This is a genomic window from Methanosarcina subterranea, from assembly GCF_055385895.1.
Genome location: NZ_AP042426.1, coordinates 2,771,251 through 2,791,996, shown reverse-complemented (window position 1 = coordinate 2,791,996; position 20,746 = coordinate 2,771,251). Strand labels below are relative to the sequence as shown.

General features: G+C 43.9%; 20 protein-coding genes and 1 pseudogene. 14 read left to right on the top strand and 7 right to left on the bottom strand.

Annotated elements, in window-relative coordinates; translation table 11 throughout:
- Positions 1-23 precede the first annotated feature (23 nt).
- The 3 genes from ACZ5A8_RS12330 (at position 24) to ACZ5A8_RS12320 (ending at position 3,210) form a co-directional block, all read left to right on the top strand.
- Entirely contained in the window at positions 24-1,181 is a 1,158-nt protein-coding gene (locus tag ACZ5A8_RS12330) for an epoxide hydrolase family protein (RefSeq protein ID WP_464529376.1), read from the top strand.
- Positions 1,182-1,292: 111 nt separating this feature from the next.
- Entirely contained in the window at positions 1,293-2,174 is an 882-nt protein-coding gene (locus ACZ5A8_RS12325) for an arginase family protein (protein WP_464529375.1), read from the top strand.
- A gap of 478 nt (positions 2,175-2,652) precedes the next feature.
- Positions 2,653-3,210, top strand: a complete 558-nt coding sequence (locus ACZ5A8_RS12320; RefSeq protein WP_464529373.1) for a class I SAM-dependent methyltransferase — start codon at positions 2,653-2,655, stop codon at positions 3,208-3,210.
- Between the two features lie 433 nt (positions 3,211-3,643).
- Here the strand turns inward: ACZ5A8_RS12320 and ACZ5A8_RS12315 are convergent, their stop codons facing one another.
- Positions 3,644-4,423, bottom strand: a complete 780-nt coding sequence (locus ACZ5A8_RS12315) for an alpha/beta fold hydrolase (protein WP_464529372.1) — start codon at positions 4,421-4,423, stop codon at positions 3,644-3,646.
- Between the two features lie 227 nt (positions 4,424-4,650).
- On the opposite strand from ACZ5A8_RS12315, the gene ACZ5A8_RS12310 reads away from it, so the two are divergent.
- The 9 genes from ACZ5A8_RS12310 to ACZ5A8_RS12270 all read left to right on the top strand — a co-directional run bounded on the left by ACZ5A8_RS12310 (position 4,651) and on the right by ACZ5A8_RS12270 (position 11,920).
- Positions 4,651-5,202 carry a putative glycolipid-binding domain-containing protein gene (locus ACZ5A8_RS12310; RefSeq protein ID WP_464529370.1) on the top strand — a complete coding sequence of 184 codons (552 nt, stop codon included), beginning with the start codon at positions 4,651-4,653 and terminating at the stop codon, positions 5,200-5,202.
- 43 nt (positions 5,203-5,245) lie between these two features.
- Positions 5,246-5,794 carry a CPBP family glutamic-type intramembrane protease gene (locus ACZ5A8_RS12305; protein WP_464529368.1) on the top strand — a complete coding sequence of 183 codons (549 nt, stop codon included), beginning with the start codon at positions 5,246-5,248 and terminating at the stop codon, positions 5,792-5,794.
- Positions 5,740-6,057, top strand: coding sequence for a hypothetical protein (locus ACZ5A8_RS12300; RefSeq protein WP_464529366.1), 318 nt, complete (start codon positions 5,740-5,742; stop codon positions 6,055-6,057). The genes ACZ5A8_RS12305 and ACZ5A8_RS12300 overlap by 55 nt, the downstream gene beginning before the upstream one ends.
- A gap of 201 nt (positions 6,058-6,258) precedes the next feature.
- Positions 6,259-6,798 carry a CPBP family glutamic-type intramembrane protease gene (locus tag ACZ5A8_RS12295; RefSeq protein ID WP_464529365.1) on the top strand — a complete coding sequence of 180 codons (540 nt, stop codon included), beginning with the start codon at positions 6,259-6,261 and terminating at the stop codon, positions 6,796-6,798.
- A gap of 288 nt (positions 6,799-7,086) precedes the next feature.
- Complete coding sequence (locus ACZ5A8_RS12290; RefSeq protein ID WP_464529364.1) at positions 7,087-7,905, top strand: alpha/beta fold hydrolase; 819 nt, start codon at positions 7,087-7,089, stop codon at positions 7,903-7,905.
- A 57-nt stretch (positions 7,906-7,962) separates the two neighbouring features.
- Entirely contained in the window at positions 7,963-8,142 is a 180-nt protein-coding gene (locus ACZ5A8_RS12285) for a hypothetical protein (protein ID WP_464529362.1), read from the top strand.
- A gap of 35 nt (positions 8,143-8,177) precedes the next feature.
- A complete protein-coding gene (locus tag ACZ5A8_RS12280) occupies positions 8,178-9,656 on the top strand; it encodes a DEAD/DEAH box helicase (protein ID WP_464529360.1) in 1,479 nt (492 codons plus the stop codon).
- Positions 9,643-11,433 (top strand): DUF790 family protein, encoded by a 1,791-nt coding sequence (locus ACZ5A8_RS12275; protein WP_464529359.1) that lies wholly within the window; start codon positions 9,643-9,645, stop codon positions 11,431-11,433. Before ACZ5A8_RS12280 ends, ACZ5A8_RS12275 begins: the two co-directional genes overlap by 14 nt.
- A gap of 151 nt (positions 11,434-11,584) precedes the next feature.
- Positions 11,585-11,920 carry a hypothetical protein gene (locus ACZ5A8_RS12270; protein WP_464529357.1) on the top strand — a complete coding sequence of 112 codons (336 nt, stop codon included), beginning with the start codon at positions 11,585-11,587 and terminating at the stop codon, positions 11,918-11,920.
- A 147-nt stretch (positions 11,921-12,067) separates the two neighbouring features.
- On the opposite strand, the gene ACZ5A8_RS12265 is transcribed toward ACZ5A8_RS12270, so the two are convergent.
- Positions 12,068-12,316 (bottom strand): hypothetical protein, encoded by a 249-nt coding sequence (locus tag ACZ5A8_RS12265; protein ID WP_464529356.1) that lies wholly within the window; start codon positions 12,314-12,316, stop codon positions 12,068-12,070.
- Positions 12,317-12,503: 187 nt separating this feature from the next.
- Positions 12,504-12,695 (bottom strand): hypothetical protein, encoded by a 192-nt coding sequence (locus ACZ5A8_RS12260; protein ID WP_464529354.1) that lies wholly within the window; start codon positions 12,693-12,695, stop codon positions 12,504-12,506.
- 621 nt (positions 12,696-13,316) lie between these two features.
- Here ACZ5A8_RS12260 and ACZ5A8_RS12255 point away from each other — a divergent pair.
- A complete protein-coding gene (locus tag ACZ5A8_RS12255; RefSeq protein WP_464529352.1) occupies positions 13,317-13,517 on the top strand; it encodes a hypothetical protein in 201 nt (66 codons plus the stop codon).
- 90 nt (positions 13,518-13,607) lie between these two features.
- On the opposite strand, the gene ACZ5A8_RS12250 is transcribed toward ACZ5A8_RS12255, so the two are convergent.
- Entirely contained in the window at positions 13,608-14,405 is a 798-nt protein-coding gene (locus ACZ5A8_RS12250) for an SDH family Clp fold serine proteinase (RefSeq protein ID WP_464529350.1), read from the bottom strand.
- A 327-nt stretch (positions 14,406-14,732) separates the two neighbouring features.
- Entirely contained in the window at positions 14,733-15,893 is a 1,161-nt protein-coding gene (locus tag ACZ5A8_RS12245; protein ID WP_464529349.1) for a tetratricopeptide repeat protein, read from the bottom strand.
- Positions 15,894-16,388: 495 nt separating this feature from the next.
- Here ACZ5A8_RS12245 and ACZ5A8_RS12240 point away from each other — a divergent pair.
- Positions 16,389-17,642 (top strand): annotated as a pseudogene (locus ACZ5A8_RS12240) (IS701 family transposase); the annotation flags it as partial.
- A 639-nt stretch (positions 17,643-18,281) separates the two neighbouring features.
- Here the strand turns inward: ACZ5A8_RS12240 and ACZ5A8_RS12235 are convergent.
- A complete protein-coding gene (locus ACZ5A8_RS12235) occupies positions 18,282-18,506 on the bottom strand; it encodes a hypothetical protein (protein WP_464529347.1) in 225 nt (74 codons plus the stop codon).
- 630 nt (positions 18,507-19,136) lie between these two features.
- A complete protein-coding gene (locus tag ACZ5A8_RS12230; protein WP_464529345.1) occupies positions 19,137-20,513 on the bottom strand; it encodes a PxKF domain-containing protein in 1,377 nt (458 codons plus the stop codon).
- Between the last annotated feature and the right edge of the window lie 233 nt (positions 20,514-20,746).

Genomic DNA, 20,746 nt, shown 5'->3' with positions numbered 1-20,746 from the left:
AAGAATTTGTAAGGAGATAAAATATGGTAAAAAAACCATTCACGATCGATATTCCCCGCAGGCAGCTGGCCGACCTGAAATACCGGCTTAAAATCACGCGTTGGCCTGACGAGGTGAGGGGTGCTGGATGGGACTACGGCGCTAACCTGGGATATATGAAGGAATTGGTAGATTACTGGCAGCACAAATACGACTGGAGGGTTGAAGAAAAGAAACTCAACAGGTTCGATCAGTTTACTGCACGTATCGATGGTATGGATGTTCATTTCGTGCATGAGCACGGTAAAAGCCCGAACCCGATTCCCATTATTCTCACGCATGGCTGGCCGGGCTCTTTCTATGAATTCTATAAAATCATTCCGCTGTTAACAAACCCCGCAAGCCACGGTGGAAACCCCAAGCAATCGTTCGATGTGATCGTACCGTCCATGCCAGGGTTTGGTTTTTCTACCCGGCCTGCCGAACCCGGATGGGATATTGGCAAGACAGTCAATCTCTGGCACGAGCTCATGACTGAAGTTCTTGGCTACAAGCAATACGCTGCCAGCGGCACTGATTGGGGTAGTGGTGTTGCGAGGCTGTTGGGGCTCAAATATCCGAAAGAAGTCATGGGCATGTACCTTTTTAACTTCAGTTATCCTGATTTTACGCCCGACCCGTATGCTCTGCCCAACCCTACTGAAGCCGAAAGGGCCTATCTGGAAGGAGCGCCAGAGTGGCTATGGACACCCGGAGCTGCATACGCAATTGTACAGAGCAACCGCCCTCAAACGCTGGCATATGGCCTCAATGACTCGCCGGTTGGGCTGGCTGCCTGGCTACTTGACAAGTTCCGTGACCTTTGCGATTGCGATGGTGATCTTGAGAAACGCTTCAGTAAAGACGAGCTGATCACCAGTGTGATGATCTACTGGCTCACCGAGACCGCCAACTCAGCAGCACGGACATACTATGAAAACACCTTCGAAACTCCGGTGCTTGCACCCGGCGAACGTATTGAGATCCCGGTTGGTGCCGGCATATTTACCAGACATATCAAAGTTCCGCGCGAATACGCCGAGCGAACCATGAACGTGCAGCATTGGAGTGAAATTCCACGCGGCGGCCACTTTGGAGCAATGGAAGAACCTGAACTGCTGGTGAAAGATATGTTCGCATTCTTCAGCAGTATTCAGGCATGAAATTCGTACCTATGAGATTTATTTATTTATTTATTTATTTTGTAGTTACTGCAAAAGATACGTTTTGAAGAATTTGGAAAGCTTCTACTAAACAAAGGAAAGGTAGAAACTATGTTGCAGTTCTCAATAATAGATGCTCCCTCCATTTTGGGACTTAAACCCACAGGAGTTGAAACTTTACCGAAAGCATTGAAGAAAGCCGGGTTGATCCAGGGTTTACATGCTGAATATGCGGGCCAAGTTGATGCCCCGCCCTACAAACCGGAAAGAGACAAATCCACGCTCCTTCTGAATCCATATTCAATCAAAGAATTTTCTTTGCGCTTAGCTGAGAAGGTCGCAGACGTGCGAAAAAAGGGGCAGTTTCCCATTGTGCTCGGAGGCGATTGCAGCATTCTAATTGGCTGCATGTTAGCTTTAAGACGTTCAGGTAAATACGGGCTGTTTTTTATTGATGGTCACGCCGATTTTTATCAACCTGCGGCTGAGCCAGATGGTGAGGTTGCCTCAATGGAACTGGCCATCGTTTCCGGTAGAGGCCCAGATATTCTAACTGACATTGATGGGCTTAAGCCGCTCGTGCAGGAGGAAGATACCATTGCATTCGGTTACCGCGATACTGAAGAACAGAAGGAATACGCCAGCCAGGATATTCAAGAGACTTCGATAAATGCTTTTAACCTGAAGCAGATGCGCGCCCTGGGAAGTGCTGCAGCTGCTCGAAAAGCTCTCGAGAAGCTACGAAAAAATCAACTCAACGGGTTCTGGATTCATCTTGATGCTGATGTGCTGGACAATGAGATTATGCCGGCGGTAGATTACCCCTTACCTGGTGGTGGTTTACAATGGGATGAATTGAGTGCTCTGTTGAGAGCTCTAATGACATCAGGTCAGGCTGTGGGTATAACAATTACTATTTTCAATCCCACGCTTGATCCAGATGGTTCGATTGCTAGCAAATTTACGCAGAGCATTATTGCGGGCCTTTCGTAAGTTGGCAGGGAGTGTTACATTCCTCACCTGTGCCCTTACTCAACAAGTAGTTGCAGTCAACTGCCCAGGCTGGCCGGTTATTGAAGACGCTCTGGCACTAAAAGAGTCGTTGAGCAAAGATCTGCGATAATGTGCCCGGTGGTCTTACTGGCTTCCCACATTCCCAGTTTACAGTGCTCCAAGGCACCACCCACATTACGCTCGTAGAACGCGCCGATTGGCTACTTTCGATGATCAAAGAGTTTCTTGACGCATCTATCCCAGAGGGAGTGCAATTGCGATTAATCTCGTCATCACTTTAAGTCGGATACAGGGCAGTGGCAAAGTCCATGAAGGCCCAGGGTAGTGGATATCAAATTTTGGCTCAATGATAGTTCTGATTGAACAGTAGCCAGCAGGTAGCCAGTAGAGATGCATAAAAAATAAATTTGCATGAAACGTTTTTTTACCTGACCAGTAGTTGCATGAGGTTCATTATATGGTACATAGACAATTCCCGATAAATGATCCAGAGCGCCGGAAATGGCAGGACCCGGAAAAGATTTTGACTGACATTGGCCTGGAGCCGGATATGACATTCGTGGATGTGGGATGCGGCGATGGGTACTTCGCCATACCTGCATCGAGGATAGTAGGGCAGGAAGGAAAAGTAATTGCGGTAGATCTCGACGAAGGTTCCATAATGCGACTCCGGCAGAAGGCAGAAGAAGAAGGACTCAGTCATCTATCAGCTGAAGTGCGGGCTGCGGAGGAAACTGTTGCCTGCGAGGGATGTGCCGACTTCGTCTTCTTCGGGATAGATCTTCATGATTTTGCCGACCCGGCACAGGTGATCAGGAATGCCAGGCGGATGCTCCGGCCATCAGGGCTGTTAGTCGACCTCGATTGGAAACCCGAGCCGATGTCATTTGGCCCGCCACTGGAAAAAAGGTTCTCCATCGGAAAAGCTCAGCAACTAATCGAGTCTGCCGGGTTCCATGTAATGTCGGTAACTGAGGCTGGGCCGTATCATTACATCATTATTGCCGGGTTGTAAAGAACGATATCGAGGCAACCCGTCTAACTGATCGAAGTCCATGCTCAAAGGCAGGCTTTTTAAGTATTAAAGGCCAGATCTGGTAGGGGGGCCCAGATGGGATAATGCGTAAAGAAGTTCATGATAGCTTTAGCTATCTCATGTGAGTCCTGCGTCTGCAGCCCGTGAACTGCGCCTGGAAGGATAAAACCGTGGAGAAGCGGTAACTTCTCTAAAAACAACTGGTGCGTTTTCTCAAAACGGGACCAGAGAGCATTTTTATCGCTACCAAGAACAGAGAGAAACGGTTGGATAATTTGCCGGCAGTAGTAGATAATGAGCCTGTAGTGGTAGCCCAGAACTGGCTCAGTCAATAATGGTCAGAAGGGGTCCATAATGAGGGCGCCGCGAATAATAAAGAGGCGTGCTGCTAATCGTTCTTGGCCATTTAGATTTAGTCTATCAAGAACTCGGTGACCAGGCGTACAAACATTTCCGGTGCTGTTCTCATAACAATGTGCTGCTGCCCTGGCATGACGACAATCCTGCTATTGGGTAATGATGCGTGTAACGCCTCCGTAGCTCTCTTGAGGAAATCAGGACTTTCACTACCCTGCAAGAGCATAGCAGGGACAGTTAAGTTCTCAAAGCGCTGGGGGTCGAGTGTATAGTCCTCATCAGAGAACTCCCTGAGGATGGTATGAGCTGCCGCTAACCTGCCTGTCCAGACTGGCTCGTTTTGTAATACTTCAAGTTGATCTTCCGACACACCGACAACCTCACGGAAGAATACTATCAGGACTTCCTCCCGACTTCCGGAATCAAGTAATGACTGGATTCGTGCCCGAATATCGGGCGAATATAAAGGCACATCTGAACGAAAGGCTGGTTCATAGAGTATCAGTTTGTTGAGATTAGTGACACGGAGAGCTGCCTCCAGACAAATCAATGCTCCATACGAGTGACCCAGCAGATTCACCGGCTCATGGATAGAACTTACTACCGCGGCAATATCTTCATATTCACGCTCTAGGGAGTAGACTGCCGAATCTCCACTCTGACCGCGGCCACGCCGGTCAAGGGCATAAACGGTAAATTTTTGCTCCAGCATGGGAAGGACAGATGCCCATCGTGTGTGATCCACGCTTGTGCCATGTATCAGAACCAGAGCAGGCCCTGACCCACTTCGTTCGTAGGCAATAAGTGTTCCGTCTTTAGACCTCACTTTGTCCATATTCATTATTGCCCCCTCAAGAATAACCACTATACATTCAACCGTTCCCTGCACTAAAGTATCTTTGCATACTAATTTACACCTGGTATAGTTGGATGGGTATCACCGCAGGATATTCAATAGATCAGGCTCTGCACAGGTTTTATAGTGCACTGGTTACAGACTAAAAAGAAAAAATATAGCAGAAAAGACTCATTACCTGATCCTCGAAACATAGAGTAATGGCAATGGATAAAACACGAACGATTGTCTGGCAGGCATTGTCATGGCCGAGCACAGTTGTTCATACTCACACTGTCAACGAGGGTATTTTTGACCACGGCATAGCGGTTGGCAAAACCGACAGAGGTGTTCCTTTTGCTATGGAGTACGATGTCGTATTAACTAAAGACTGGGATGTTAAAGAGGTATCAATAAAATCGCTACTGGATGAGCGTATTATTAAGATTGTTCATAAAGGTGACCAGTGGTACGACTGCGAAAGTAAGCATCTGGCCAAGTTTGAGGGCGTGGAACTGGTGGATATCTCCATCTCGCCGTTTACGAATACATTGCCAATCAAGCGCTTGCAGTTTGAGGGAAAGAAACCGCAAAAAGTGGACATTATTTACTTTGACGAAAACAGATTTTCGCTATCCCGGCTGCAGCAAATCTATAGCAAGATAGATGAGCAAACATATCGATATGAGGACATTATACTGCCTGATTTCGTTTCCGATATTACGGTAGACGACGAAGGACTGGTGACAGATTTTCCGAAAATGTTCAAACGTATCTGAGAGTCACAGAAAGGAAAAATTAAGCTTTCCAGGAGACTAAATCGTGAATGCAAATACATTATCAGAAAAGTCGCCTTCAAAATTCTTTTTATTGATTTTCGTTCTTTCTATTCCATTCTGGCTAATTGGGGCTATTGCTAAGCAGGAGCTTCCACTTCCGATAAATCTCCCCGTGAGTGCGTTCATGTTTGTTTGCCCGCTCATAGCGGCTTCAATCCTGGTATATAAAGAAAACAAAATTGATGGAATAAAACAGCTATTGAAAAGAGCTCTCGATTACAGGAGAATAAAGCCAAAGATCTGGTACCTGCCCATCCTTTTTTTGATGCCTGTCATTATGCTGCTCTCTTACTGGGTAATGCGCCTGATAGGGCGGCCGCTTCCCGATCCGCAGATTTCAATTCTGGCGATACCGTTATTTTTTATCCTGTTCTTAATACCTGCTGTATTCGAAGAGGCAGGCTGGATGGGATATGCCGCTGATCCGGTGCAGCACCGCTGGGGTGCATTAGGAGCTGGAATTATTATGGGGTCGGTATGGGGGCTATGGCACATCTTGTGGGATGGTATTATCAAACTCACCATACTCTAACATGGACCACAGGGCAATTTATTTCTACAGTAGCACTTCGAATCATTATTTTCTGGCTCTATAATAATACTGGAAGAAGTGTGCTTGCGGCAGTCCTCTTCCACGACATGATGAACGTCAGCGAGTTTCTTTTTCCAGATTACGGTTCACATTACGACCCTGTTATTACCGGAACAATTACCGCAATTGTCGCTACGATCGTGACCTTACTGTGGGGTCCAAAAACGTTAGCTAGATTCAGGTATGCCCGTTCAGGAGCGTGAGGCTATTATGCTCAACGGTTGAATGACAAGAAAACAGAGGACGAATGCAGCACAAAAGGAAAATTCGCATTTAATTAAGATTAAGTTTAGCCGTCAGGGAGACAACAAGCTATGAAAGCCTGTACATCATCTAAAAGGTCGTCTTTGAAATTCTTTATATTGGCCTTCGCTCTTGCTACTCCGTTCTAGATGCTCGCGTTCATGCCATTGACAGCAGCCGCGATCCTGGTTTACAGGGAAGAGGGTCTGAGCGGCGCAAAGCGGTTACTAAAAAGAGTTTTCGATTATAAGAGACCAAAAAATAAGATCTGGTACGTACCCACTGTTTTGTTGAGTTTTCTTCTATTTTCGCTAATCTGTGGTGCAATGCTCATACTGGGGCGACCACTCCCGGCCAAAACTCAAATTCAATTCCAGAAGATACCATTTCTATTCGTTTTGTTTTTTGCCCTTGCCGTGGGTGAAGAGATAGGCTGGACGGGATATGCTATCGATCCTATGCAGAAGCGATGGAGCTCGCTAAAAGCCGCCGCTGTTCTTGGATTGGTGACAATGATAGGGCATTATCAGTCAATGATTGTGCAGGGCAGGGGCCTGAAATGGAATATGGTCTACTTTCGGCATCACTACTTTGCGGGTCGTGATGGTCTGGCTCTACAACAGTACAGGAAAGAGCGTGTTTGCAGTCATCCTCTTCCATGCTATACACAATGTCTGCAGGGCTACGTTTCCAGCCGATAAAACTCATAACCCACTGGTCGATTACCCGGACATTCACTATTCGGTTACCCGGACGTTCACTATTCGGTTTTTGCAATTGTGGCTGTAATTGTGGCGTTCTTGTGGGGACCAGATACATAGCCCGATTCAGATATACCCGACCATCGGCCTGAGATCATTATACTAACATCTGCGGGGAAAAATAAGAAGCTGTTTTATAACAGGATGAGTATAAAAAATATAGAGTAAAAATCAAAGCAAATACTTTTACGGAGCCTGAATAGCAAAGGGGGTATCAGGGCGGAAAGAGTGCACAGTGAAAGAAATAAAAGTTACAGGAGCGGCTATGCTTCCGTGAACGGGCTCAGGATGTACTATGAAATCCACGGCACAGGCAGACCACTGGTTCTACTTCGCGGCTCCCTGACAACAATCGATACCTTTTTTGGAAAGTTTCTGCCATCCCTCTCAGAGAGAGGGCAGGTAATCGCAATGGAACAGCAGGGACACGGCCGTACAGCCGATATCGACCGCCCGTTGACCTATGAGCAAATGGCTGAGGATACCATTGAGCTTCTGAGACAGCTCAAGATAGAAAAAGCCGATTTCTTTGGATACAGCATGGGAGCCGCCATTGCTCTGCAAATTGCTATTAAGCATCCGAACATAGTACGCAAACTTGTGGTTGTTTCTCCCTCATACAGCAATGATGGGCTTTATCCCGAAGTGCTTGAAGGAGAAGAAAAAATGAAGCCTGAGGATCTTGACGGGTCAGAATGGCAAAAAGCTTACGCGAGGATCGCACCGAATCCGGAACATTGGCATGTGTTGATCGCCAAAGAGCAGAAACTTACGCGGGAGTTTAAGGGCTGGACACCTGATGATATTCAGGCGATCAAAGCGCCCACGCTGGTCATAATAGGGGATTCCGACATCGTCCGCCCCGAGCACGTAATTGAAATATTCCGGCTGCTAGGCGGCGGAGTGGCTGGGGACCTCACCGGCCTCCCACGTTCCCGGCTTGCAGTGCTTCCCGGTACCACTCACGTTACACTTGTGGACCGCTCTGATTGGCTGCTTTCGATGATTACGGATTTTCTCGACGCACCCATGCCGAAGGAAGATTGAGATAAGATGTCCAGCTGATCAATATCCAGGGTACTGTGACAGCCTGACTACGTAATCATGAACTCGTGCCGAGCAATACACCGCCTACTGGAAGCGGTCAGGAGACGGTGTGAGCTGGCTGCCCTGGATGTATGCGAAGTTAACGAAAATTCGGGCGACGCGAAATTTGGCTGGCGCAGTCATACCGCACGAATGCTGTACTTTCCAAAAAACCTGCCTGAGCCCGCTGATGGCTGAATTATTATATATAATGTCCAGACTTTTAGTAAACAATGATCAAAATCAGCTTCAAGCAGGGAACTATTCTCATAAAGGGCAATGTCAGGGTCCCGAACTCCGTATGGGACGAAAGGAGTGGAAGTTTCAGGGCTCCTGCGATGTACTATAAAGATATTATTAACTATCTGAAAGAGTCCGGGATCGATTTTGAAGATACTGTCCTTGACCTTCTTCCCTATCCTGACCTTGCAGCAGCTTATGAGGCTTCGGGAAAGAAGCTGAAGTTGAGAGACTACCAAGCAGAAGCTCTCATCGCCTGGGGGGAAAATGAGAAAAGGGGAGTGCTTGTCCTGCCAACAGGAAGCGGAAAGACCCTTGCTGGAATCAGGGCAATTGCAGCGTGCAATACACCTGCCCTTATAGTTGTCCCGACCCTTGACCTGCTTGAACAATGGAAAAAGCAGCTTGAAGAAGCCTTTTCCATAGAAATAGGAAAACTTGGGGGCGGGGAAAAGAAAATTCTTCCGATAACGGTTTCCACTTACGATTCTGCTTATATTCATGCCGAAATCCTCGGGAACAGATTCGGCCTTCTTGTTTTTGATGAAGTTCATCACCTGCCTGCAGCCGGGTACAGGAGCATTGCCGAGTTTTCAGCAGCCCCCTGCAGGCTCGGGCTTACAGCCACATACGAAAGGGAAGATGGGTTGCATACTGAACTCAACCGGCTTGTAGGGGGAAAGGTTTACGAGAAAAAGGTCTCGGAACTTGCAGGCGGGCACCTTGCCCCTTATACGATAAAGCGGGTTGCTGTGGCTCTCAAGGATGAAGAACAGAGAGAGTACGATCAGAACTATTCCGTATTCCTTGATTACCTCAGAAAAACCGGGATGATCATGAGAGGCCCGCAGGATTTCCAAAAACTTGTCATGAAAAGCGGAAGAGACCCTGAAGCCCGAAAAGCCCTCCTTGCAAGAAATGCAGCAAGAGACCTTGCTTTCAACAGCGATTCCAAAATTGAGAAACTGAGAGAAATCCTGGAGCAGCACAGAGAAGACAGGGTGTTTATCTTCACGGAACACAACCGGCTTGTACACCGGATTTCCAATATATTCTTTATCCCTGCAATTACATATCGGACTCCTTCAAAAGAAAGGAACTCCATTCTTGAGAAGTTCAGGACAGGCAGCTACAGAGCTGTCGTTACCTCAAAGGTGCTTGATGAAGGAATTGATGTCCCGGAAGCAAATATCGGAATTATAGCAAGCGGGACAGGCAGCAAACGGGCATACATCCAGCGCCTTGGAAGGATCCTCAGGAAAAAAGAAGGAAAGGAAGCCGTGCTCTATGAGATAATAGCCGACGAAACCTCGGAGACTGGAACCGCACAAAGGAGAAAAGGGGCTTTATCTTCCGGAAAAGGTTCATCGGAAATACCCGGGGAAAAGGGAGGAAAAGAAAATCAGGTGGCCGGAAAAGAAAGCCCTGAAAGCTCTGAAAGACAGAAAGGTGGTTCTCATGCTAACTTCTGACCTTCTTGTAACCCGTATTTCAGGAGGAAAAATCAAACCGGCATATGCATCCTTTAATTCCGAAAATCTTGAGCTTGCAGGGCTCCTTATAGAAGCCTTTGAACAGCATACAGGAAAAGCCTACGGCGACCTCCTGGCAGAGCTTGAAGGTTATGAAGAGATGAATTACCGCTTCATCCGGGGGCTTTCCCAGCTCCTTGGGAGGCGGGCTGTAGTTGAAACATCTTCAGCTGTCGACCCTTCCGTAGCCAGGGAAGCGGTTTTTGAAGCCTGTGCCGGGATGGCGCTTTCCCCGGCTGAAAGAAAAGAGGCGTTGAAAAAAGCCGCAAAAAGCCTCTCAATTTCAGTTCAGGATCTTGAAAAATCCTTGTGGGCAGACCTTGAGGAAAACCAGATCCTTAAAGAATTCACCTCACCTGCCCCTGCAGAGCTCCTCAGGCAGTATAACATCTCGATAACTCAGACACTTCTTTTCCGCGCGGTTGACCTGGACATCTGGATAACAGGCGATTTTCAGAGAGTTCTATGGAAAATCCTCAGGTCCGGGCTTATGTACTCCCTTGAGGATACTCAGGAAAAAAAGGGCGGGGAAAAAGAAGAAATTGAAAGATTGAAAAGCGTTTATCTCCACCTTGACGGACCAGCATCACTTTTCAGGATGTCGGAGCGGTATGGAAATTCTTTTGCAAAACTCTTCCCTACCCTCCTGAAATCAAAGGGCTGGAGCCTGAAGGCAGGAATTCTCCATAAAGGTTACCAGGGGAAGCGCATCCTTGATTTTGCCCTTGACAGCTCGGAAGAAGCTTTCAGACCCATACGGGAAGCAGCCAGATATCCTGAAAGAGTTTCTACCGGCTTGCAGCTTGCGGAAAGACAGGAAGGATACAGAACAGGAATTAAGAATAGGAGCGGGGTTGAGCGAAAGGAAGCTGGAACTCAGGTAGTAGAAGCAGATGCTGAAATAGATGCTGAAATTGCAGCCTATGACAGTACTTATGAACAACAGTTTGCCAGCTTAAGTTTGGGAGGCTGGAAAGCAAAAAGAGAACCAACGATCCTGAAAGCAGGCAGGTACGCATTTATTCCGGACTTTTCCCTGCAAAGGGACGGGATGAAAGTGTACGTCGAGGTTGTCGGTTTCTGGACACCGGAATATCTTAAAAAGAAGACCGAGAAACTGAAGGAAGTAAAGGAACCAGTTATTCTCCTGATTAACAGGAAACTCAAGTGCTCGGAAAAAGACTTTCCTGCCCAGGATGTGATTTTCTTTGACAGGAAGATTCCGGCAAATGAAGTCATGCAGGTGCTCAGAAAATATGAAGGAAGAAAGTTTGAAGAAGATCTGTCAAAACTGCAGAAAATGGAGATCCCTCTTTCCGGGGAAATGATCAGCCTTGCAGAAATTGCAGCCGAGAAAGGAGTCATGTTCGGAGCTTTAAAAGGAGTGCTTGCCGAAAGGCTTGCAGAAGCCCGCGAATCTAAAAAATTCAGGGCGCAAAATGAATTCAAAGAGCCTAAAGATCCCGAAGAGTCCGGAAAATATGCAGATTATGTACTTCTTGAAAACTACGTAATTCACAGGCAGCTGCTTGAGAGAATAAATCTTGAGCTTGAAAAGCCAGGCGCTGCAGAAACATACGCCGATGCGGTAAAAGTCTTTGAGGGTTTCGGGCTTGACAGCAGCCTCTATTATCCTGTGCTCGAATACCTTGGGTATAAAGTAATCTGGACAGGGCTGAGTGAAGAGAATGCAAAGGTTAAAAAAGCGAAAAAGTGACTGAGCCATGCAAATAGTGAGTTTCTAGAGGTTATTTAATAGACAAAAATGTATATGGCTAAATATTTGAGCTAATTATTTGAGGTTGATCAAGTATTTAAAGTACAAAATCAAAACAAAAATAGAACATAGTTTTTACTGAAGTCCAATAGTGTTTTATGTTCCAATTCGCCATTGTCTGGATTTTCTTTATTTCTTCTTCACCATCCTCCATGATGAAAAGGTGTTTAAAGCGCTTCTGAACTCTCAGGTAATCCTCGACCGGTCTCAGGTCCTTTACCTTTCTGTGACCTGCGTGATTTCTCCGTTCATTTCGTACATTGACCAGAGGCATGTCTCTACTGCAAGTTTGGTAACTTCCAGAGTCTTTGGAAGTATCAAAACCCCAGCCTGTGATATAGGGGGCATGGGCGTGGATATAAGGTCAGGCCCACGATTCCGTGGCTTTCTTGACTTTACCATCATGTCTCTCAGGAAGCCGATTTAGGTTGTAGCTACGTATGGAGAACCATAGGCTTCCATAATCGCAACCATGTTCTTTTTTGGAAATGGGTTTACGAAAGAGAATTTTCCAGGGAAGTCGTTGTGGTGCTGGCGTCAAAAGGAGTTCCGTTGCTGCGCTGGACTCCAGTGTTCATGTAGGCTTCATTGTCCATACAGATATAGTAAAGCCATAGCCGCGCTCAAATGAACCTGAGATGGCCCCGAAGACTATATCCATAGCAGCGCCGTCGCCCCCTATAGCTATTACTTTGATATCTTTCTTTTTGCCAAGAGCTTTTAGGGCAACTTCTATATCTGAACCACAGAACCTGTATTTTCCAAAAAGGGAGTGAATCCAGAGACCTGCCAGGAAGATAACGGGAAAGGTGTAAAACAACAACAGACACCCTCAATCAATTCTTTATCTTTTTTAACTCGCTTACTGTAGAATATCAGGTATTTATATTTAGCAAGAAGCGCTGTTTGTCAAGTTAAAAGAACAGGAAGAAAAGCCTGCGGGAATCCACTTTATCCCAGCTCCCAAGGCAGGGTATCCGTGAACCTCCACATTCCCGGAGTCATAAACTTCATACTTCAATACCATCCAGTTTTACAATGAAGTTTACCTCAACTCTCGAAATATTAAGGTTAGATTCAAGATCTGTCTCGTATTCTGCAAGTAAGTTTTTAATGACAGTTTCTAAAGAATGCTTTAAGTCAGTAACGGTTTCATCCATCAATATTGTTTTTTCAGCTTCAGTCAGGTTAGAAAGAACCATCTAACGCCACTCCCCGAAGATTTAGTTTCTTTTATACTGATTTTAACATTTTCTTAATTTCAGCACTGTTTCATAGCTACTGTTGCCTTAGTTTATGCTTTATTTTTCATGAATTCATTCGGAGATGCAAATATTTCTCTCAATCATGAACATGTATGGATTTCGTAACCTGTATCCTCTTCCCCATCCCGGCGTATCCAGTACTTGCTGCAAAAGCTGTATTAGCAACTGAAATTTTATTATAAACCGAAAAATCATATTACCCCCAACAACCATGATTTTTGTTTGTCTGATAGTATTACATTCTATCAATAGTATAATCGTTATATTCGTATAAATACTTATTCTGTATAAAAAAGCCATCAAAAGCCACTATTTAATTAGAAAATCTGGGAAAGATTTAAATAACATAATTGTTTTGGAATTTAAACTGTCATAAAAAATATGATTTAGTTGGCAGTCCTACTATTTTAAAAAAATGTCAATAAAAAACCAAAAATGGCTGTTACAAAACCTGACAAATATTTACATTTAGAACAAAATATTTCATACTGCAGTTAATCAGAATTTAATGTTCATAACATTGCTCATCGAGTTTAGTCAATACTGCTCATCGACCAGATGGGAGATAAAGTTAATTTTGAGGTAGCCTGGAAAGATGTATTCTGGCTGGAGTGTACTCTGGTAGGGACGTACTCGTGGGGATGTACTTTTGTAGGAATGTACTCTGGTGGATGTACTTTTGTAGGAATGTACTCTGGTGGATGTACTTTTATAGGAATGTACTCTGTAGATGTACTTTTATATGAATGTACTCTGTAGATGTACTTTTGTAGGAGTGTATTGCAGGAGATACTCACTTTAAAACAGTTATACGGAACCAGATTCTGAAAGTTTTAACGTGCAGGGGATTTATTCCACATACTCCACATTCCTTTTTACAGGTCGGAAGAGTTTCATGAACTCGTGCACGTCTTCGGGAAAATCCGTGCTTACTGAAAGCCCTATTTCTTTAGCTTCTGCGGCTGAAAGGGGAGTGCTATGGATCATTTCTCCGCTGACCAGCTTTTCGACCACTTTATCCAGGCTGTTTTCCCTGCCGGGAACAGGTGTGATTTTGCCTTCAAGGAGTTCGGTTGCGACGTTTCTGGTAAGTTTAAGGGCTTTTCTGGAGATATCACTCATAACGAGGGTGGCATCTTCAGCGTTTTCTTTTTTCATTTCTGCAGCATAGATCCAGGAAGGCGCAGGAAAGAGACCTCGCATGAGATCTCCTACCTGAGGGTCGATAGGTCCTATGACAGCATCTTTATCCATTACTATCTCGTCTGCTGCAAGAGCAATAATTGTGCCCCCTGACATTGAGTAATGGGGGACGAGCACACGGGTCTTTTTTGGATGGTTCTTCAGGGCACGGGCAATCTGTATGCTTGCATGGAGCTGCCCTCCCGGAGTATGCAGAATCAGTTCAAGGGGGTAATCCCTGTATTTCCTTATCCAGCGCAGGATCTGTTCGGCATCCTCCTCGTCTATGAACTGGTAAGCAGGCAGCCCGAAAAAAGAAATCGCTTCCCGCCTGTGGATCATTGTCAGCACTTTACAGCCGTGACGCCTTTCCATAGATTTCAGTTTTGCTATACGCTGCATACGGATTTTTTTGAGCTGAGACCGCGGGTAAATTATGGCATAAAGAAAAAGGAAAACGAACAAAAGAAATATTAAATTCCAGATACTGCACGTTGTGCTGCCAATTATAGCCAGAAAATTCCCCCTTAGTGGCTTCCTTATTAACAGTATCCTGCCGTCTGTTATTTTAACTCGCTGTACATTAATTTTTAGTCATGTGAAGCACTCGTTGCTTTCATGCTTTTAAGTTTGGAGAGCTGATACAGGACTATCATTTTTCTTCCGCGAGTCTGCATCTGCTCTCCAACTACATCTAATTTCAACCGCATCTAATCTTTATTCAATAATTGGCAGGCTTAAGAAGAATAGAAATAAAGACAATTAATTTTAACCTATTAACCCATTTAAAGTTTAGCTCCGCCAGCTTCTTTCCATTTTCTCGTACAGGCCGAGTAAATTGTTTCGTGTGATCTTGAAGTAGGGGTGGTCGGGACCGTATTCTTTTTCGATTATATCGAGGGCTTTTTCATAAAGCTCAATTGCAGTCTCGTACTCCTCCATACTTTCGTGCAGGCCTGCGAGGTTGTTCAGAGTGGTTCCTACATCGGGGTGGGCGGGGCCGAGTGTGGCTTCATAGATCTTGAGGGCGCGGGAGTAGAGAGGGAGAGCTTTTTTGTGCTGGCCCAGGATTCTGTATAGTTCGCCAAGGTTGTTTAACGTCTTGGCAACCTCTGGACTGTCTGGACCAAGGACGCGTTCCCGGATATCGAGGGCTCGCGTATAGAGTTCAAGGGCTTTTTCATGGCGGCCTTTCTGGACATAGACCCCTGCAAGGTTATTCAGGGTTGTTGCAAAGCCGGCGTGCTCGGTTTTTCCCAGGTTTTCCATGATCTCAAGGGAGCGAGTATAGAGAATAAGGGCTTTTTCATATCTTGTTGTCTGAAAATAGAGAAGGGCAAGGTTGTTTAATGTCTGAGCTATCTGCGGGTGTTCCTTTCCGTATATATTTTCCTGAAGTTTTAAAGCCTGTCCGTATCTTTCCTCGGCTTCCTCAAGTTTGCCCATTTCTGCGAGTAGAACCCCAAGATTATTCAGGGTGCCGGCAGTATAAGCCAGGACTTTTTTATTCTCTGGGTCTTTTTCCGCAAGTTTTTCAAGCATCCCGAGGGTACGGATGAAAAGTTCTTCCGCTTTTTCAGTCCTTTCCATTCCCTTGTAATAAAAAGCCATCCTGTTAAGTGTCCTTATAGCTCCCAGATTCTCCGGATTCAGAAATTTTTCCTGAACTCCGAGAGCCTTGCTGTAGTATGAAAGGGCTTCTTCCTGCCTGTCCATAACATAGTAGAGAATTCCAAGTTCACCGAGTGTGTCTCCGGTTTCAGGCTGCTCTGGACCTGAAACTTTTTCACGGATGCTGAGTGCTCTTGTAAATAACCTCAGGGCTTCTTCGTACTTTCCTATATAACGATAAATCCCTGCAAGCCCGTTCAGCACTGCTGCAGTTCCGGGGGCTTCCGGCCCGAGTTCTTTTTCCGCGGTATCAAGCAGTTCTTCGTATATAGGTAAAAGCACTTCCCAGGTTGCTGACCTGTAGAACGGCTCGGCAGCATTTCTGAACCAGTTTACCAGTCCCTCGGGCTCTAAAACCTCTTTTGCATGCCTGTAACCTTCTTTTAAGATAATTTCATCCTCAGATGTGACCAGTTCAGGGTCCAGGTTCCTTAACCGCTCTCCGTATCTTTCAAGCAGAATTTCGTGGTTTTCAATAGAGTCTCTTTCGGCAGAAACTTTCTCATTTTCTAAATTTTTTGTAAAATTAGCCGTAAATCACCCCTCCTGAATGAAAAGCAAAATAATTAAGATCTTCAGTGAGATTTCTAATTGTAAACATTCCGGATCGATGCTATATTAGGATACTGCAGGATATATTAGAGTATTGTATACGTTACTAGAATATTATAGGTCAGTTATATATCTGCATTTTAAATCATATATTAACTTGACTTTGTCACATTTTCTTTTCATGTCTACCGTGAAGTATAATTTTTCTCCTATAAATTTGGTTTAGTGAAACAAATAACAGATGACTTCATCAAGTCAAATAATATTTCTGTAGAAAAATACCTTTCTGAAAAGCATCTTGACTTCTATTTTCAAACTAAAACTCGTTGTATGGTTTTAACCTGTATTGATTACCTTAATGGTTTGCTTCTCCTCCCCTATAGGAAAAATATGAGAAAAATGGCAATTTACTGTTGTAAATGCTCTAACAACCAATCACTAAGCCATTTCCTCTCAACTTCTCCTTGGCGTTCTGCAGATCTCCTCAAATCTGTTCGAACAAAAGCCATTCAAACTATAGGTAAAAATGGTGTTCTTATACTTGACGAATCAAGCATAAAAAAATCTGGAAATAGTTCTGTCGGAGTTTCTCATCAGTATTGCGGCAACCTTGGAAAAAAAGATAATTGCCAGGTTGGCGTATTCCTTGCTTATTTTAAGAATAAGAGGAGAATGTTGATTGATGAGAGATTATATCTCCCACAAAAATGGATTGATGACAATGCTCGTTGTTTAAAGGCTAAAATTCCTCGTGAGGAAATAAAGTTCCGAACCAAGTATGAACTTGGTCTTGAAATGATTGATAATGCAATAGAAGAAGGTATTCCTTTCTCCTATGTCACAATGGATGGATTCTATGGTGAAAATCCTGAGCTATTGACAGAACTTGAAAGTAGAGGTTTAACTTTTGTTGCAGACATAGCCATCGATACTCTTGTTTATGTAGAGAAACCAGTAGCTGAGGTACCTGGGAAAAAGGGAATAAGAGGAAGAAAACCCACTATCCTTAAGGTTTTGAATACATTATCAGCAAGAGTTGATTCTCTTTCCAGTTCAATTAAAGGATGGAAACTTATCAAAGTTAGAAAAACGGAAAGAGGATATAAAAAAGTCAATTTTAAGGCTATAAAGGTCTGGAGACGCCAGAATAACTTGCCTTGTGAGAAGCCATTATGGCTTCTCATAAGTAAGGATGTAGAATCAAATGAAATTAAATATTCCCTATGCAACGCTTCTGAGGATACTCCATTAGATGAACTTGCAAGAATGCAGAGTTCAAGGTATTGGATTGAAAGAGCATTTCAGGATGCAAAGGGAAACTGCGGAATGGCAGAATATATGGTGAGAAATTGGAATGCATGGCACCATCATATGGCATTAGTAATGCTTGCAATGCTTATTTTACTCTCTTATCAGAAAAAATTCAACAAAATGTATAAGATTTCCATTGGTCATCGGTTAAGGAAAAATCGTTATCACTTGCATTGATTTTCATAAAATTTGTTAAATTATTCATCAAATGCAAAACTGGAATCTGATATCGATTTCAATTTAAACACTAAACATTTGGGTTTGAGTTTTTCCGTCGAAATCGAGATCCGCGGCTCAAAATCCTTAACCGAATACAAATGATAAGATTTCAATTTCTGGGGTCATATGGATACTGAAATACCATAATCCATTGAAAAGAATCGATGCCTGGGAAATTGCAAGAATATTAAATCAAGATAATGAACTGAGAAGGAAGGCAAGGGTTAGCAGGTTAAAAAGTTCATAATTTTTAGGATGAAAGAATTTGAATTCTTGTTCTGGTTACTGGTAAGTATGCAATTTTGGTAGGGAAAATTTAGGACAGTGGAAACAATGGAACTATTGATCAAGAAGAAAATAGAAAAAACAAAAATAGGAAGGTAAAAGATTCTAGACGGAATAAATTTGAGTAGAAATAGGTTTCGATACCTGCAATAATGAGTTAATTTGACAATGTCAAGTTAATAAGAAACCATTTATTTATCTTCGAGCCTATCCTAAAAGCAATATTATATAACATTAAATATATTAAAACTGTTAAGCTTTAAGGAGCTAAAAATTTTTGAGGCAAAGGTTGATACCCTTTATTTAACATACAGAGTCATGTAGAGCAATTCCGGGGTCTGTAAGGTGGTACACTCCATCTTCTAACTTAAGTAAATTCTCTTTGAGAAGGAAATCCATACTGTATTTAAAAAAGAAATCGTTTAATCCCGATTCTTCCCTTAATTGTTTCTCGTCTTTTCCGAAGACCCCAACAACCCTGAGAAGCTTTCTTCTTGAAGGATTCATTGAGACCTTTTCCAACATCATATGTTCATTTTGGTAGCTTCACCTTCGGTGGGCTTGGCTTTTTTGTCAAGATGTGCGTCTATTTCATCAAAGCTTTCTGTCATAAAAATACCTATATTTAATGATCAAGAGCGTATCTTTATAGAGGTTTCGAAGAGACCAATATAACTATAACCACTTCTCTATCTTAAGAATGATGAGGTTTAAAGCTCCCCTAATAATTGAGCTCATCAAAAAATGTTTCGATCTAGAGGATACGTAATATCAATCCATTTGTATTCGGTTAAGGATTTTGAGCTGCGGATCTCGATTTCGACGGAAAAACTCAAACCCAAATGTTTAGTGTTTAAATTGAAATCGATATCAGATTCCAGTTTTGCATTTGATGAATAATTTAACAAATTTTATGAAAATCAATGCAAGTGATAACGATTTTTCCTTAACCGATGACCAATGAATATCAATCTGTCTTAGATCCTGGAAGATGCTCATGGGCGAAGGAGTTTTTCTGTCCTTCACCCACCACATCACGGATTTTAAAGGTGCTGCTCTGCGTTTTATGGCGTCACAGCTCAGAATGTACTAGCCTTAGAAGGCGCCATAACGCATCAGATTGCCTGCATTCTTGATCATCATCTAAATGCGATTGTCTTAAATTTTTATCTGAAACAAAGCTGGGAAGCTGAGTGCCAACGTTGTAGTAGATTTCTTTCCACTCTTTTGGATCATTACTGGGGCCCAGTGACCTACAGCGCACTTTTCTCCTTCGCCCATCGCTACACGGATGTTATAGGCACCATTCTGCATGTTGCTGATGTCCCAGTTCAGAATGTACTGATCCAGGGTGGCGTTATAACGCATCAGATTGCCTGTATCTACAATCACTGACTGGATAGCTGTTGCCTGAATCTCCAGAGCCTGAGTCGTTTGAGTAAAGTAGACGCGAGCTGTCGCATCCGTTACCGGATTACCATAATAGTCGGCGATCTTGATCTTGACAGGTATGACTTTGCCTGAGAAGAAACCTGATCCTACTCCGTCAATCTGGACTGGGGGCTGGAAGCCTAGGAACCTGTATATTACTCCAAAAGTGGCAGAGTGGCTGTCAGACATATATGCGCACTCTTCACCTTGGTATTTGGCTACGACAGTATGGTCACCGACCGACAGAGCGCTGGGGTTGTAAGTGATCGTTGCCTTACCATCGGTAGAAGTGGTCGCAGAGCCGATGGATTTGCCATCTACAGAGAAATCAATCTGTTTGTCAGACAGTGGCACATAGGTACTACCATTGTTGTAGGTCAGCGTCGCTGTATAATCGATCGAGGGCTGTTTAAAAAGTGTACAGGTTGGTTCGTCGACAATAAGCACCGTTTCAACTGGATCACATGGCTGATCAGGCTCAGCAACCTTGAAGTGAATGACTATACCTTCACCTGGCTGCAATCCCTTGCTCAGAGTGCCTTGTTCAGCTTGAATTTTGAAGTGGTAGCTTCCGGGGGTACTGGGAGCTACAGCTTTCACCTGTGTAGTGAACGGCATAATCTTCCCAGCGTTCTTTTCATACATATAGGAGGCCGTCGCCGTGCCAGGTACAGGACCAAATGTTACGTCAAAGTCCGCGGGACCACCTTTGTTCTTGACGGAGAAAGTGGAAGTCAAAGGAAGCGCTGTTGTAGGCCCTCCAGAGCTTTCTATCAATTCAAAAGTAAGCATAAATGTAACATTGCCCCCGGGAGAAATAGGATCGATTACCTTGAAGTGGCCGGACTGACCGGAAAATTCGGCCTCAGGCTGTATATCAGTCGCAATATAATCAATAGTGTGTGCTGTGGCTGGTACAACCAGCAAAACCCCCAATAGGACAGCTATGAAAAGTACCAAACTAGGACTTGGAAATCTTCTAGTCATAAAAACTCTCCTTATTCCCATATTATTTTTTATAATTTTTATTTGAAGATCTTTTATAGTCAGTTTTTTTACCTTTTTCCCATCTATGGATAAATAAAAAGACAATTGAAGTGTCAAAAATCCAAATCATATTGGATCCTCCCATAGAGAAAAAACTACGATAGATAGAATGCTCAGAGACACATAAATATTTTTACTAATTTATAAAGTACGTAAAATAGAAAACAAGTTTTAACTTTAAGGCGGGAAGTCCCCTTCCTCGGAGGCATCAGCCGACAGGTGGGGGATGAAAGCCGTCAACTTCATATTATAGTAAGTTTAACAAAACTTATATATCTCTTTAAAACTTA

Coding starts and splice junctions, on each gene's coding strand:
- ACZ5A8_RS12330 (WP_464529376.1), top strand. CDS start 24: ATGGTAAAAAAACCATTCACGATCGATATTCCCCGCAGGCAGCTGGCC.
- ACZ5A8_RS12325 (WP_464529375.1), top strand. CDS start 1,293: ATGTTGCAGTTCTCAATAATAGATGCTCCCTCCATTTTGGGACTTAAA.
- ACZ5A8_RS12320 (WP_464529373.1), top strand. CDS start 2,653: ATGGTACATAGACAATTCCCGATAAATGATCCAGAGCGCCGGAAATGG.
- ACZ5A8_RS12315 (WP_464529372.1), bottom strand. CDS start 4,423: ATGGACAAAGTGAGGTCTAAAGACGGAACACTTATTGCCTACGAACGA.
- ACZ5A8_RS12310 (WP_464529370.1), top strand. CDS start 4,651: ATGGATAAAACACGAACGATTGTCTGGCAGGCATTGTCATGGCCGAGC.
- ACZ5A8_RS12300 (WP_464529366.1), top strand. CDS start 5,740: ATGGGGGCTATGGCACATCTTGTGGGATGGTATTATCAAACTCACCAT.
- ACZ5A8_RS12295 (WP_464529365.1), top strand. CDS start 6,259: ATGCCATTGACAGCAGCCGCGATCCTGGTTTACAGGGAAGAGGGTCTG.
- ACZ5A8_RS12285 (WP_464529362.1), top strand. CDS start 7,963: ATGAACTCGTGCCGAGCAATACACCGCCTACTGGAAGCGGTCAGGAGA.
- ACZ5A8_RS12280 (WP_464529360.1), top strand. CDS start 8,178: ATGATCAAAATCAGCTTCAAGCAGGGAACTATTCTCATAAAGGGCAAT.
- ACZ5A8_RS12275 (WP_464529359.1), top strand. CDS start 9,643: ATGCTAACTTCTGACCTTCTTGTAACCCGTATTTCAGGAGGAAAAATC.
- ACZ5A8_RS12260 (WP_464529354.1), bottom strand. CDS start 12,695: ATGGTTCTTTCTAACCTGACTGAAGCTGAAAAAACAATATTGATGGAT.
- ACZ5A8_RS12255 (WP_464529352.1), top strand. CDS start 13,317: ATGGGAGATAAAGTTAATTTTGAGGTAGCCTGGAAAGATGTATTCTGG.
- ACZ5A8_RS12235 (WP_464529347.1), bottom strand. CDS start 18,506: ATGATGTTGGAAAAGGTCTCAATGAATCCTTCAAGAAGAAAGCTTCTC.